Annotated in this window: 18 protein-coding genes; 9 read left to right on the top strand and 9 right to left on the bottom strand. The window is 71.1% G+C overall.

Annotation, left to right across the window (positions count from 1 at the left end; translation table 11 throughout):
- Positions 1-26 precede the first annotated feature (26 nt).
- Together FZC61_RS15985 and FZC61_RS15980 are read left to right on the top strand one after the other, a co-directional pair.
- Positions 27-410 (top strand): hypothetical protein, encoded by a 384-nt coding sequence (locus FZC61_RS15985; protein ID WP_246142728.1) that lies wholly within the window; start codon positions 27-29, stop codon positions 408-410.
- Positions 388-915, top strand: coding sequence for a hypothetical protein (locus FZC61_RS15980; RefSeq protein WP_107767100.1), 528 nt, complete (start codon positions 388-390; stop codon positions 913-915). The genes FZC61_RS15985 and FZC61_RS15980 overlap by 23 nt, the downstream gene beginning before the upstream one ends.
- A gap of 65 nt (positions 916-980) precedes the next feature.
- On the opposite strand, the gene FZC61_RS23155 is transcribed toward FZC61_RS15980, so the two are convergent.
- The 7 genes from FZC61_RS23155 to FZC61_RS15945 form a co-directional block, all read right to left on the bottom strand.
- Positions 981-1,331: a hypothetical protein gene (locus FZC61_RS23155; RefSeq protein WP_170286126.1), complete on the bottom strand. Its 351-nt coding sequence runs from the start codon at positions 1,329-1,331 to the stop codon at positions 981-983.
- Entirely contained in the window at positions 1,328-1,570 is a 243-nt protein-coding gene (locus tag FZC61_RS15970) for a hypothetical protein (protein WP_148615159.1), read from the bottom strand. The genes FZC61_RS23155 and FZC61_RS15970 overlap by 4 nt, the downstream gene beginning before the upstream one ends.
- Before the next feature lie 46 nt (positions 1,571-1,616).
- A complete protein-coding gene (locus tag FZC61_RS15965; RefSeq protein ID WP_148615158.1) occupies positions 1,617-1,865 on the bottom strand; it encodes a hypothetical protein in 249 nt (82 codons plus the stop codon).
- Entirely contained in the window at positions 1,862-2,077 is a 216-nt protein-coding gene (locus FZC61_RS15960) for a hypothetical protein (protein WP_148615157.1), read from the bottom strand. Before FZC61_RS15960 ends, FZC61_RS15965 begins: the two co-directional genes overlap by 4 nt.
- On the bottom strand, positions 2,074-2,367 hold the full coding sequence (locus tag FZC61_RS15955) for a hypothetical protein (RefSeq protein WP_148615156.1): 294 nt from the start codon (positions 2,365-2,367) through the stop codon (positions 2,074-2,076). The genes FZC61_RS15960 and FZC61_RS15955 overlap by 4 nt, the downstream gene beginning before the upstream one ends.
- 76 nt (positions 2,368-2,443) lie before the next feature.
- Positions 2,444-3,448, bottom strand: coding sequence for a DUF932 domain-containing protein (locus tag FZC61_RS15950; RefSeq protein WP_148615155.1), 1,005 nt, complete (start codon positions 3,446-3,448; stop codon positions 2,444-2,446).
- 115 nt (positions 3,449-3,563) lie between these two features.
- Positions 3,564-5,114, bottom strand: a complete 1,551-nt coding sequence (locus FZC61_RS15945; RefSeq protein WP_148615154.1) for a ParB/RepB/Spo0J family partition protein — start codon at positions 5,112-5,114, stop codon at positions 3,564-3,566.
- 310 nt (positions 5,115-5,424) lie between these two features.
- On the opposite strand from FZC61_RS15945, the gene FZC61_RS15940 reads away from it, so the two are divergent.
- The 5 genes from FZC61_RS15940 to dprA all read left to right on the top strand — a co-directional run bounded on the left by FZC61_RS15940 (position 5,425) and on the right by dprA (position 9,264).
- The gene (locus FZC61_RS15940; protein ID WP_148615153.1) at positions 5,425-5,880 is read left to right on the top strand and encodes a hypothetical protein; all 456 of its coding nucleotides are present in this window, start codon (positions 5,425-5,427) and stop codon (positions 5,878-5,880) included.
- A 727-nt stretch (positions 5,881-6,607) separates the two neighbouring features.
- Positions 6,608-6,997, top strand: coding sequence for a single-stranded DNA-binding protein (locus tag FZC61_RS15935; RefSeq protein ID WP_148615152.1), 390 nt, complete (start codon positions 6,608-6,610; stop codon positions 6,995-6,997).
- A gap of 16 nt (positions 6,998-7,013) precedes the next feature.
- Complete coding sequence (locus FZC61_RS15930; protein ID WP_148615151.1) at positions 7,014-8,042, top strand: DUF4192 domain-containing protein; 1,029 nt, start codon at positions 7,014-7,016, stop codon at positions 8,040-8,042.
- A gap of 15 nt (positions 8,043-8,057) precedes the next feature.
- Positions 8,058-8,249: a hypothetical protein gene (locus FZC61_RS23150; RefSeq protein ID WP_170286125.1), complete on the top strand. Its 192-nt coding sequence runs from the start codon at positions 8,058-8,060 to the stop codon at positions 8,247-8,249.
- The gene (gene dprA, locus FZC61_RS15925) at positions 8,218-9,264 is read left to right on the top strand and encodes a DNA-processing protein DprA (protein WP_148615150.1); all 1,047 of its coding nucleotides are present in this window, start codon (positions 8,218-8,220) and stop codon (positions 9,262-9,264) included. The genes FZC61_RS23150 and dprA overlap by 32 nt, the downstream gene beginning before the upstream one ends.
- 242 nt (positions 9,265-9,506) lie before the next feature.
- Here dprA and FZC61_RS15920 read toward each other — a convergent pair whose 3' ends face one another.
- Both FZC61_RS15920 and FZC61_RS15915 read right to left on the bottom strand, forming a co-directional pair.
- Positions 9,507-9,764 carry a hypothetical protein gene (locus tag FZC61_RS15920; protein ID WP_148615149.1) on the bottom strand — a complete coding sequence of 86 codons (258 nt, stop codon included), beginning with the start codon at positions 9,762-9,764 and terminating at the stop codon, positions 9,507-9,509.
- An 8-nt stretch (positions 9,765-9,772) separates the two neighbouring features.
- The gene (locus FZC61_RS15915) at positions 9,773-10,075 is read right to left on the bottom strand and encodes a hypothetical protein (protein ID WP_148615148.1); all 303 of its coding nucleotides are present in this window, start codon (positions 10,073-10,075) and stop codon (positions 9,773-9,775) included.
- Positions 10,076-10,137: 62 nt separating this feature from the next.
- Between FZC61_RS15915 and FZC61_RS15910 the strand changes: the two genes are divergently transcribed.
- Entirely contained in the window at positions 10,138-11,094 is a 957-nt protein-coding gene (locus tag FZC61_RS15910; protein ID WP_148615147.1) for an ATP-dependent DNA ligase, read from the top strand.
- A 236-nt stretch (positions 11,095-11,330) separates the two neighbouring features.
- Positions 11,331-11,585 carry a hypothetical protein gene (locus tag FZC61_RS15905; RefSeq protein ID WP_107767028.1) on the top strand — a complete coding sequence of 85 codons (255 nt, stop codon included), beginning with the start codon at positions 11,331-11,333 and terminating at the stop codon, positions 11,583-11,585.
- The last annotated feature ends 67 nt before the right edge of the window (positions 11,586-11,652 follow it).

Genomic DNA, 11,652 nt, shown 5'->3' with positions numbered 1-11,652 from the left:
TCCATGTCGACACGAGTGAGGACCGGATGAGTCAGCAGACGATCAAGCAGCAGGCGCGGCGTACGGCGCGGGAGATGGCCGAGAGGCGGCGCAAGGAGCGCGAAGAGCGAGAGCGCCGGGTGATCGACTTAGCCGAGCAGGTCATGGTCGCGATCGGTGAGCGCGACGCGGCGGTGGCCGAGACCGAGAAGCGCGCCGGTGATGCGCTGCGAGAGTTGACCGAGGCTGAGGGCCTGTCGCTGGGCGAGGCCGTCGAGTGGTGCGGCGAGACCGTGACCGTGCGCGAGGCGACGCGGCTGCGGCGGCTCGCCAGCGAGCCCCAGGCCGACGATGGCGACCAGGGCGGCGACGGCGCGGCGCTGGCGACCGCTGGGAGTGGGGGAGCGGGTGCCGGTTCGTCGGCTGGATGACGCCGGCCTCACGGCGGTCGCGGCCGCGATCAGCGATCCGGGGGTGCTCGTGCGGTACCGGGCGAAGGTCGCCACGGTTCCGGGCAGTGAGTGCTTGTGGTGGACCGGCGCGGTGTCCGGTCGGTCTGAGCGCGAGCGCACGGACGGTGGTGGCCATGGCAGGTTCTGGTACGCGCCGGGGCGGGTGATCATCGCGCACCGGTTCGCGTTCGCGGTGATGCACGGCGCGCCGGCGCTCGCGGAGGCGCGGCTGCTCGGGCACCGCTGTCACAACCCGCTATGTCAGCGGATCTCGCCGGACCACGTCGTGGTGTCGAGCGCGGCGCAGAATCGCCGGGAGTGGTCGGTGCAGCGACGGCTCCCCTACAGCCCGCTGGCCGACCCGCGCGGACCGCGTCGGCGTGCGCGGGAACTGCGCGACCTGGCGCGTGAGGACCCGCAGCTGGTGGCCGACGACCTCGCGCGGCTCCAGGAACTGCTGGGCGAGCAACTGACGCTCTGGTGAGAGCGTGCCGATGCAGAAGGCCGCCCGCAGCGGAGAGCGCTACGGGTGGCCTTCTGGCTGCCGGGTCAGTCGGGCTCGCCGTCGAGGAGTCGACCGAGCGTCTCCCACAGGTCGAGGTAGCCGTCAGCATCAACCGGCGACTGCTCGCCCCACTTGGCGTGAAGATCGCGGACGCGGTCGAGTCGGTCGAGGCGTTCGGGGAGCGCGTCACGGGCGGCGGCGATGAACTCGACGTCAGCGGCATGGCCGGTGGTCTTGAGGCCGAGCCGGTGGTCGTGCCCGGTGTAGTAGGCCACCACGATGGTGTCGGGCAGCAGGGCGTCGGCGGCGGTGGCGCGGATCTTGTCACCGTCCCGTGTCCAGGGGCCGGGCGTTGCGAGTGCCTCCAGAGCACGCAGGGCGGGGTCGTCGCTCATGCGGGTTGGTCCTCCCGGGCGGCGAGGTCGAGACGCCCGGATGCGGCGGTCGCCACGGCGGTGATCCGGGCGGCCAGCGCCCGCAACTCGGCGGGCTTGCCCTGGATCGCCACCACGTCGTCACCGGCCAGCGTCAGGACCGGCTGACGATGCTCACCGGCACCCGCCCAGTCCTCGCCGGGGGTGAAGACCTGGACGCTGGTCTCCCGAGCGGCTAGCCACTCGATGTGCGCGCTCACGGGGTCACCTCGGTGGGCGCGGTGCCGATGAGGCGGCGGAACGCCTTCACGTCGGCCTCGACGGAGAACAGGCGGCGCCGGTGTCGCTCTCGGCCGCGACCTCGCCCAGGACTTTCGCGAGGCCCTCCAGGAAGGCCACGACGGCGTCGGCGTCGACGGCATCGCCCATGGCGACCCACGGCTTGGGCACCCGCTCGGTGGCGGCGTAGGGCATCGCGGACATAGCGGCTCGGATGCGGCGCTGGTCGCGCTCGCTGATCACCGTCGTGGTTGAAGCTGCGTCGTGGTTCGTCATGACTGCTCCTGTTCGGTGGTGCGGTGGGTGTGCTCGGCGTGCAGGGCGTCCAGCGCCGTGGCGACGCTGGACAAGGCCGCGTCCAGGTGGGCGCGGGCGGTCTCGGGGGTCCAGCGGCGTACGTCGCGCAGCCGGTGCTCGATGACAACCAGGTCGCAGGCCGTCTCGCTGAGGGTGTGCCGGTCCTTGGCGGCGCTGGTCGGCTGGCTCATCGCAGAACGTCCTCGACTGCGCGGCTCTTGGCCTCGTCGAGCGTGCCGGTGCGCATCCCCCAGCGCTGCCCATAGCCGCCGTCGATGTCGGCGTAGAACCCCGGCGCGAGGTAGGTCGCGTGGTCACCGGGCGTGATCCGGATCAGGTAGATGCGCCCGTGCGCATGGACGCTGGCGGTGTGCGCGCTCCATTGACCCGGCCAGCGGTCGTCGGCGTCCACGGCGTGCCACTCCACAGGCGTGCTGTCGGGCGTCGGTGCGGCGCTGGCGTGGGTGGTCGTGTCGGTCATGGCTCCTCCTTCGGTTGGGCCGGTGGCGGGCCGGACTCGGGGTCTCAGCCCGCCACCGGAGGAACTAGCGGGACGATCAGGCCGGGGCGAGCGCGGTCCAGGCGCGGCGCTTGATCCGGTCGGGGTCGTCGCTGGTGAGCACCCGCGTGGCGCGGGCGGTGTGCTCGTCGCCCTTGGTGCGGACCGGGGCGTAGTGGTCGACGTACTCCGCCACGGCCTGGTAGCCGGCCCACGCGGTGTCGCGGATGCCGGTCTGGGTGTCGGCCTCGGCGAACAGCCAGTGCAGCCGGGAGCGGCGGCGGCTCTCGGTCTCGCGGACTCGCTTAGTGGCGTTCGCCTCGGCCTTGCCGAACGTGGCGTCGATCAGGGCGTCGAACGCGGCGTCGGTCATGGTCTCCTGGATCAGCCGCTCGGCCTCAACCTGGAACGCGTCGACGTAGGTGAACGTCAGCTCGAGCGCGTCGCGGGCGGCCTGCACGGCGGCCTTGGCGTTGCGGGTGTGCCGGATCGAGAACGACGACTCGTGGTTGCGCAGGGCCGCGCTCTGGGTGTTCGCGCACACGACACGGACCGGGGTGACGAGGATGCGGAACGCGCTGGACCCGTCGTGGCTGTTGAGCGCGGCGATGTTGAGGTCGACGCGGTCGGTGCCGCCGACCGTGAGCGAGTCCGGCAGTTGCATGGTGATGAACACCTGCCGACCGCCGCGCAGCGACCCGGCGGTGTCGAAGATCGCGCCCGACTCGTCGGCCAGCAGGTTGAGGAACTCGGCGTGGTCCTCGTTCTGCAGCGGGGTGTAGCCGCCGCCGACGACGCCGAGCGCTTCGGGTGCTCCGGTGAACGGGTTTGTGCGCACCGTGGCGAAGCCGGGGACCTCGATCGCGGTGACGCCGCCCTCGCTGACCTCGGCGGTTGTGAGCGGCAACTTGCGGACGTCCCAGCCGCCCAGGTGGCCGAGCCTCATGGCCTCCTCGGCGGTGAACGCGCGGTCGCGGACGGTGGTACCCAGGCGGTGCCATGCGTCCCTGCGGGCGAAGACGGCTGCTGCCTGCATGCCGTGGGTCTCGATCTCGTGGGCCATGTCGGGGTCCTCCCGTGTCGGAATCAAACGAACTGAGACCATTCTATGGTTTCTATTCCACTGAGGACGGTTCTTCACAGGAAGAACCGCCCTCAGGTAGGGGAGGGGGAGCCGATCAGGCGGCGCTGTCGCTGGCCTCGATGCTCGACTGCGGCTCTTCGCCGAGCAGGATCCGCTCGACCTCGCTGGGCTGGTACCCCCACTCCACGAGCGCGCCGAGCACGCGGGCGTCCCACGAGGTCGGGTTGCGCCAGGAGTGCTTGCCGGTCGTGGCCTCCCACGCGGCGACGACGGCGGCGAGCGTGGTCATGGTCGCGGCCTTCGGCGTGCTCGCCTTGGTCGCGATCTTGTGGCACTCGTCGTGGCCCGCGCCGTAGTAGCCGGTCGGGACGTCGATCCCGAGCAGGGTGAAGAGCATCGGGTGCCGGTGGTCCATGGCCTTGCTCAGTGAGTGGTGGCCGGTGACGACGGCCTCGCAGATCAGCGCCTCGGCACCCTTCGGGGCCGTCTTGCGGGCCACGAACCCGGTCAGCCACTCCCGGCGCACGGTCTCGGCGCTCGCCCAGGCCTTGTTGTTGGCGATCACGCGGCGGCGCTCATCACGGCGGGCCTCGGCCTCCTCCTCGCTCTCGGTCTCGTACCCGCTGTCGGTAGTGGTGCTGCCGGACCCGCCGCCGCGACGACGCAGGCCGGAGGCGGCGAGGTCGGTGACGACCCACACCGGCATGTACTGCTGGTAGGGCTCGGCGGGCTCGTAGTCGTCCTCCTCCTCGTCCGTGCTGTCCTCGCTCTCCTCGTCGTACGCGTCCTCGGGGTAGACCCACTCCTTGACGACCTGGACGCGAGCGCCGGGAACGCTGGGCCACTCCTCCTCGGGCAGCGGCTCGCCGTCCTCGGTGACCAGCCGCTGGATGCGCAGCACCTCGTCGGCCTCCGCGACCTCCTCGGCGCTCAGCACCGGCAGGCCCTCGGCGCGCAGTCGCTCGACCTCGGCGTCGTCGGCCTCTCGCTCGGCTGCCTCGTCGCGCAGCCGCTGGGACTCGTGGGCGAGCGAGTGCCCCCACCGCTTGGTGTTCTCGAGGCGCTGCACGGCCTCGGGGTCGTGCTCGAACTCGGCGAAGATCGCGGCCTCCTCCAACGTCAGGTCTCCGGAGTCGAGCCGGTTGCGGGTCTGGTCGGCCTTGGTGACTGCCAGGGCGGCGTTCACGGTGGGGCGGTCGATGCTGGTGCGCTTGGCGATCTGCGCGGCGCTCACGCCGAGCAGGGCCAGCTGCTCCACGCCCGCGACGATCTCGGCCTCGCGCATCCCGGCGCGGTGGATGTTCTCGACCATCTGGTCGCCGATCCGGTCGGCGTCGGCGGGCTGGGGCACGACGCGGGCCGGGATCAGGCCGGTGGGGGTGCCGACCTCGGCGGCGGTCACGGTGCGGCGCTGGCCGCGCAGCAGGACGTACTGGCCGTCCTCGTTGCGGTAGACCGTGACGGCCTCCAGAACGCCGCGCTCCTTGATCGACTTGCGGAACTCCATGTGGTCGGGTCGCAGGTCGGCCCGGACGTTGGTGCCGATGATGATGTCGGCGGGGTCGAGGTACAGGAACTCCTCGGTCTGGACGGCGTCGGTGGCCTCGGCGGCGGTGTCGGCGGTGGCCTGGATGGTGTCGGTCATGCGGCTGTCCTCCGTGAGTAGAATAGAAAGAACTGACAGAAGCAAGTCTCCTAGCGGGGGCCGACGCCTACCGGCGCACAGGGCGGACCTGTGGAAAGGTGGGCATCCGGTGAGGGTGGGGAAAACCCGGCCTCACTGGGCGCGGACTCTGATGCGGCGGCGCGGCGCAGCTGCACCTCGTAGCTGGCTGGAACGAAAGGAATCGAGCGAGGGTGGGAACGGCGGCGCAGGGCCCCGACCGGGAATGCAGCGGCATTGGTGTTAGCCGCTGCGGCTCGACGCCGGCGGGTGAGACCAGGGGAGTGATCAGGTGACGAGCCAGACCACGACCCCGGTCGGGATCTACTGGAAGCCCGGCGTGTGGGACCTCGCGCGATCGGCCTACATCGCCGACCTGGACACCGATGTCGACTCGCCCGGCTCGTTCGTCGGCTGGCTCGCCCAGGCGCTCGAGCTGCACACCCGGCGCTCACCACAGCAGCGGGCCGAACTCGCGGCCGCGAGCGAGAAGCATCCCGCCCTGGTCAGCGTGACCCGCAAGAGCTTCAACAAGAAGCACGACCTGCCGGCCGCGACCATCGAGGCGGTCGAAGACGCGCTCGTGGCCGACCGTCAGGAGCTCGGCCGGATGCTCGCCCGCTCCGCGTTCGCCCAGGAAGCCGTGATCGCTGCGGCCGAGGATGCCCGCCGGCGGCTGGGCCGCGAGCTGCCGCCGCCTCCGCAGAAGCTCAGCAACCGGCCGCCGCGGCGCCGGCCGGCACGGTAGGTCAGCTGGCCGCCGGCACGGGTTGTGTCGGTGCCTACGCCTAGCGTGCTTCTCAGCGCCCCGATCCGGTACCCGAGAGCCGGTCGGGGCGCTTCTTGCGCCCTCGTTGATCGCCCCGGACCCCTTCGCGGACCTAGGTGACCGCGGGGCCGGCCTGCGTCCCGCCCGAACCGAGGAGGAACGCATGTCCAGATCACCCCGCCGCGCTCGACGCGGCTCAACCCACCCAGCAGTCCTGGCCACCCTCGCCGCGGTCCTGGCGTCCGCACTGTGCCTGACCGCCACCTCGCCGGCGGCCGCGGCTGAGCCCGTCGAGGACATGGGCTGCCGGATGGTCATCTGGTCCTCCGACAGCGTCTTCGACACCTCCTACGCCCACGACGGCATGCGGCACACCTTCCGCGGCTGCTTGGTCAAGCGCGGCTGGTTCACGAAGTCCTACCGCTCCCTCAAGAACCGGCAGTGGCGGCTGAACAACCACCTGGCCAGCTCGGAGTGCCGGGTCGGCGACTACCACCTCTCCGGCGTCAGGCGGACCAACCTACAAGGGTATCCGCGTCGTCGTCTTCAAGTACCGCTTCGACTACCTGGTGCCCTGCTGAGCAGTCCCACGCGAGCACGAGCGGATCCGAACAAGTTCGGCCGATGTGATCGCTGCCGGCCCCCGATGGGACCTAGGTGACTGCGGGACCGATCCGAACGTCTCGCAGTCACCGAGGAGGAAGTCATGTCCACCACCATCACCTTCGCCGGCAACCTGGCCGAGGCTCCCGAGCTGCTCTACACCCGCGAGAACAAGGCTTTCGTCAGCTGCCGGGTCCTGGTCAACCGGTGCGTACAGAACGACGAGGGGGAGTGGGGCAACGACGAGCCCACTGCCCACAACGTCAAGATCTTCGGCTCGGCTGCCACGCACGTGCACGACAGCTGCGGATCCGGCGACCCGATCTTCGTCCACGGCCTCGAGCGCACGGAGAGCTGGCCGGACAAGGAGACCGGCGAGAAGCGCACCAAGGACGTCGTGGTCGTCGACAACCGCTTCGGCGAGGTCGGCGTCTCGCTCAAGTACGTCTCCGCGCGCATCGAGCGTGCCGCCCGCCCGGCCCAGGCCAGCTGACCGCGCGGAGGTTCCGATGGATCTCGTCGTACAGTCCCCGGACGAGCTGCTCGCCGCAGTGCCGCACGTCCTCGGCTTCAAGCCTGAGGAGTCGATCGTCCTCGTGCCCTTCCGGCCCGGGCTCCCCATCACCCGCGTCGACCTGCCGAAGACGGCCGCCGACCGCGAGGAGGTCTGGGACGCCCTCCGCGGCCCCTACGGCCGCCACGCCCGCCCCGGAGCGCGCCTGGCGATCCTCTGCTTCACCGAGGACCGCCGCAGCGCCGAGCTGGCCAGCCAGCATCTGTCCAACCGCCTCGACACCGTGGGCATCACCACCCACATCCGGCTGTGGGCCGACGGGGAGCGGTGGCGTGAGTTCAACACCGGCCAGACCGGGCTTCAGACCCCGGCTACCGCCGAGCGGATCGCGGCCGCGACCGTGCTGACCGGCGCCGCCCAGCCGGCCGTCAGCCGGGCCTCTCTGGCCGCGTCCATGGTCGGGGACCGTGAGCCGATCGCCCAGCTGATCCGCGCGGCCCGGGCCGCGGCCGCGGGCAGCACTCCCGCCGTCGAGCGGGGCTGGGCACTGGACCGGCTCGAGCAGTTCCACACCGACGGCAACCGGATCTCCGATGTCGACGGCGCACGGATGCTGGTGGCCCTGGAGACGATCAGCACCCGCGACGCGCTGTGGGAGGACATGAGCCGGGAGAACCACACCTCCCACATGGCCCTCTGGAACGACCTGACCCGCCGCGCCCCCGACGAGGTCCGCGCAGCGCCGGCCTCCATGCTCGGCTTCGCCAGCTGGCTGCACGGCGACGGCGCCAAGGCCTGGTGCGCCCTCGACCAGGTGCCCGCGGACCGGCCGTACTCCATGGCCGCCATTGTCGCCTCGGCCCTGCAGAACGGCATCCACCCCCGCGAGTGGGAGCGATACCAGACCCAGATGCGCGACCTCGCCGGCGAGCTCGACGAGTCCTTCGTGCCCAAGCCTCCCGAACAGCAGCGGGACCTGCCGCGCACCCAGCCAACCGCCGACCGGCCCGCCCCGGGCCGCTGAGAAGGGGACACTGCGATGAGCTACGACGACACCGACCCGATCGACGACGCCCAGCCCAGCGCCACCGAGCGCCAGCTGCGCCGCCTCGTCGTGCCCGAGCCCGCGGCCTATGCCCCGATAAGCGCCTCGACGTCATCCACGAACCCGACCTCGACCTGCTGTGGGGAGGCCAGTCATGAGCACCACCCGCATCGACGTCGACGTTGACCGACTCCGCCGCGTCACCCTCAGCAGGTCCATCGAGCCCGGAGACCTCCGCGTCACCGGCTTGGTCAGCGAGCTCGGCGCCGGCAAGGTCCTCGGCTACCTCGAGGCCGCGGGCGACGTCGAATCCCACTGGGGCTTCGCGCTCGCCCAGGAGCTCGGCCGCGTCGACCCCGCCCAGGTGCTTGAGCAGGCCGCCGCCCGCGGCATCCGCTTCATCGTCCCTGGCGACGCCGAGTGGCCCACCCAGCTCGGCGCACTCCGCAACGCCGGCGCCCTCCACGAACGCGGCGGGGAACCCGTCGGCCTGTGGGTCCGCGGAGCGCACGACCTGCGTCAGCTCGCCGGCAACTCCGTCGCGGTCGTCGGATCGCGAGCCGCCACCAGCTACGGCGCCGAGCAGGCAACCGAGCTGGGCCGCGACCTCGCCACCATGGGCCACACCGTCATCAGCGGCCTCGCCTACGGCGTCGATCAGGCGGCGCACCGCGGCGCCCTCATCGCCGGCGGCCCGACCATCGCCGTCCTGCCCGGCGGCGTCGACCGGCCCTATCCGGCCGCACACGCCCAGCTGCTCGAGGCGATCGCGGAACGCGGCCTTGTCGTCTCCGAGGCACCCCCGGGAGCCGGACCCACCCGAACCCGCTTCCTGGCCCGGAACAGGGTCGTCGCCGGCCTGTCTGAGGGAACGGTCGTCGTCGAGGCCGCACTGCGCAGCGGCGCACTCAACACCGCCCACTGGACCACCAACCTGCACCGACCTGTCATGGGCGTCCCCGGCCCCGTCAGCAGCGCGGCGTCTACCGGCGTCAACCAGCTCGTGCGGCTCGGTCAGGCCAGCATGGTGACAAGCGCCCAGGACGTCATCACCGACCTCACCACCCACGCCAACGCTGCGGCCACCTCCGCCGATGGTGCCTCCGGGGAGCTCGACGAGTCGTTCATTCCCGGCCCCGTGAGCTCCATGCGGAGCGGCGTCCCCGGCTCAGTGGCCCCGGTCGCCGCCCCCCGTCGCTGAGGCGATCTGCAGCAATCTGTGGATAACCCTGGTTCCGTCCAAACGCCACCTACGCTGCTGACAGTACGAAGCGTGCTCGAGGTCGCCGCCAGGAACGCAAACGAACAAGGAGAACACCGATGATCACCCTCACCGCAGAGCCCCCGGCCGCGGCGGCCGTCCGCGTTGACTGGATGTGGACCGTGAGTGTCGAGCGCGTGCTGGATGCTGCGCCCGACCTGCTCAACTGGGCCAGCTGAGCCCTAGCTGCCAGGGCCGGTCCAGTTCGGATCGACCGGCACCGGAATCAGGTCCTCCCTCCGCAACCAGTCCATCTTGACGACCGGTTTGAGTGCCGCGTCGTCATGCCACACCACCAGGGCCTCCCATCGCCGGCCCTCACGCTTCCAATCCAGGACCAGCCCCCGGGACGGCTTGAGCCGGCCTGGATTCCGGATCAGCACGAACCTCACGTCGCCGTACGGCCGCCATGCGTCGTTCTTCGGCGGGTTGGCAGACACGGCGCCGCTCACTCGGTGGTGAGCAGCTCGGCCGGGATCCACTCCTCGACCGTGGCCCAGCGCCCGGGCCTCAATTGCGCGACGTAGACGACTCGGCCTTCCCAGAGGTGGTCGGCGCGCCGCCACTCCAGGAGCGGGCCTGGGCGTGGTTGTGACGCGTCGACGGGAACGCTGACCCAGCAGTGCCGCCCCGGGTGCTCGGGCCCGGCTGCGCTCGCCGTCGGCGCTAGCTCCTGGTGGACGCCTCGGTCGACGCGCACGCGGTCCTTCAAGGGGATGCCCGCCCCGCGCCCGTAGCCGCCGCCCGCCATGGCCCATAGCGTAGAACACATGTTCGAAGTGATGGGCGGCGTTGGTTTCGTACGCTGAATGGGTGCCGACCACCTGGGAGCCGATGCTGGCCAAGCCGGCAGCCACGCTGCCAGCGGTCGGCGGCCTGCTGGGCGGCACTGTCTACCAACCGAAGTGGGATGGCTACCGGGCCATCCTCGAGCGCACGAGCGCCGGGTGCCGGGTGTGGTCACGCAAGGGCGCCGACCTAGCGGCAGGGTTCCCCGAGATCGTCCAAGCCGCCCCCGAGCAGCTGGAGCCGGGCACGGTGATCGACGGTGAACTCGTCGTGTGGCGGGACGGCCGACTCGATTTCGGGGCACTGGCCCCGCGGCTGGCATACCGCGGCCGCCTCGGGCCGCGGGCGGACCTCCCACCTGCCTCCTTCCTGGCTTTCGACGTCTTGGCTGCGGGCGACGTCGACCTGCGTACCAAGCCGCTGCGCGATCGCAGGGCAGTGCTCGAGCAGTTGGCGGGATCGTGGCAGCCGCCGATGCAGCTGACGCCGCAGACCGCGGACCCGGCGGAGGCGCAGCGCTGGCTGACGGAGTACGCCGCGGCCGAAGTCGGTGTGGAGGGCCTGGTCGCCAAGGGAGCCGGGCAGCGCTACCTGCCTGGTCAGCGGGGGTGGGTGAAGTTCCGGATCCGCAACACCCGCGAGGCCACGGTCGGCGCGGTCATCGGTCGCGTCGACCAACCAGTTCGGCTGATCCTTGGCCTCCGAGATGCCGCTGGCACACTGAGGGTGGCCGGCGCGACCCATCCGCTCAGCTCTAGGGAGTCGGCCGAGCTCGCAGCGGTCCTCGTCGGCACCGATGACCACCCGTGGCCGGCTGAACTCAGCACCCGTCAGCTGGGGCGTTTCAGCCGCGAGCCGGTTGCGATCACCCGGGTGACCCCCACGGTGATCGTCGAGGTTGAGGCGGACACCGCGTTTGAGCACGGTCGGTGGCGGCATCTGACCCGTTACTGCCGGCTGCGCCTGGACCTCTCCAGCTGAGGATCGACCCCCGCGGTCGACGCGGAGAGAGGAATCCGCCAGTCCGGCCGCAGCTGCTCCCGTATGCGCTCGAGCCAAGGGTAGAAACGCGGCCGACCGCGGACCCGCCACACGGGCAGGCATCCCGGTCGCCGGGCAGTCGAAGTACTCCCAAAGGCGCGATCGGGGTTTGGGGCGCCGAAATGCCGATACATATGGTGAGCGCTCATCGGAGTGCTCACGAAAGGAGCACTGAGATGGACAAGATGAAGATGCCGGCCGGGGTCACCCCGATGCCGTCGACCACGGTCGCGCGGTTCATGGCGGTCTACGACGAGCTGTGCCCGACCGTCGATGACGAGGTGCCGGTCGAGGTCTTCGCCGAGCGCCTGGTCTGGCCGCTCGGCTCGGTCCTCACGGTCGCGGAGTGGTGCCGCGACCGCGAGCTGATCGACACCGACGCCGGCATGGGCGACCCGATCCGGATCATCGAGGGGCGCTACCGCCCGTGAGGTAGCGCCCAGGTGGAGAGAAGTGCGGCAAACCGGTCTCCTCGTGTCGGCCGGTTGCCGTACTTTC

It is taken from the genome of Nocardioides rubriscoriae, from assembly GCF_008087085.1.
Classification (GTDB): Bacteria; Actinomycetota; Actinomycetes; order Propionibacteriales; family Nocardioidaceae; genus Nocardioides; species Nocardioides rubriscoriae.
Note: the sequence above shows the minus strand (reverse complement) of the source record. Positions and strands in the feature narration are given on the sequence as shown.